The organism is Micromonospora sp. DT47 (assembly GCF_049844475.1).
In the GTDB taxonomy this organism is placed as follows: Bacteria; Actinomycetota; Actinomycetes; order Mycobacteriales; family Micromonosporaceae; genus Micromonospora.
On the sequence record NZ_JBNCLC010000066.1, the window covers coordinates 1 to 965 of the forward strand.

At 66.9% G+C, this 965-nt stretch carries 1 protein-coding gene; it reads left to right on the forward strand.

What is annotated here, in order from left to right:
- Nucleotides 1-99 precede the first annotated feature (99 nt).
- On the forward strand, nt 100-942 hold the full coding sequence (locus ACLQ2U_RS32165) for an IS5 family transposase (protein WP_425754640.1): 843 nt from the start codon (nt 100-102) through the stop codon (nt 940-942).
- The last annotated feature ends 23 nt before the right edge of the window (nt 943-965 follow it).

Below are 965 nucleotides of genomic sequence, written 5' to 3' on the forward strand. Positions count from 1 at the left end.
AGAGGCCGCGCAAATAGGTCAGTGAGGATCGGGCGGGTAGGAGACGGGCACAGACATCAGTGATCATGGTTCCTACGCCTAGTGATCACTGGAACGCCTGTGCCCGCTGTCCCATCTTGGCTGAGCGACCCCTTGTGGGACCAGTTCGCCGCGCTGCTGCCCGCACGACCCGCCACCGATCCGAGCCACCCCCTGGGCTGCCACCGCCGACGCATCGCCGACCGGATCGTGTTCGACAAGCTCCTGCAGGTGCTGCGGTTCGGCTGCTCGTATGAGGCCATCGCCGACTCGACCTGCTCGGCCACCACGATCCGCAACCGCCGCGACGAATGGCTCAACCTCGGCGTGTTCGCCCAGCTCAAGGCAATCGCGCTCGACGCCTACGACCGCATCGTGGGCCTGCTGCTCGACGACCTTGCCATCGACGGATGTATCACCAAGGCCCCCGGCGGCGGCGAGGTCGCCGGCAGGTCTCCGGTCGACCGCGGCAAGCAAGGCATGAAACGCTCGATGATGGTCGAGGCCCGCGGTATCCCACTGGGACGCGTCCTGGCCGGCGCCAACCGCCACGATTCCCCGCTGCTGGAACCCACCCTCGACCGGCTCGAAGACCTCGGTCAGCTGCCCGACGACATCACCGTGCACCTGGACGCCGGCTATGACTCCGCCGCCACCCGCGACCTACTCGCCGGACGCGGCTTGACCGGCGAGATCGCCCGCAAAGGCGTCAAGGCCCCCGTCCAGGCCACCCAGCGGTGGCACGTCGAGCGCACGAACGCCTGGCACAACGCCTTCAACCGGCTCCAACGCTGCTACGAACGCAAGGAAAACGTGATCCACGCCTACTTCGACCTCGCCGACACAATCATCACCATCCGTAGCCTCATCCGCCAGGCCTGGACCCTCTACCGCTGGGACACCCGCTCCACCCGCCGACCATGAACCCGCCTAATTGCGCGACCTCT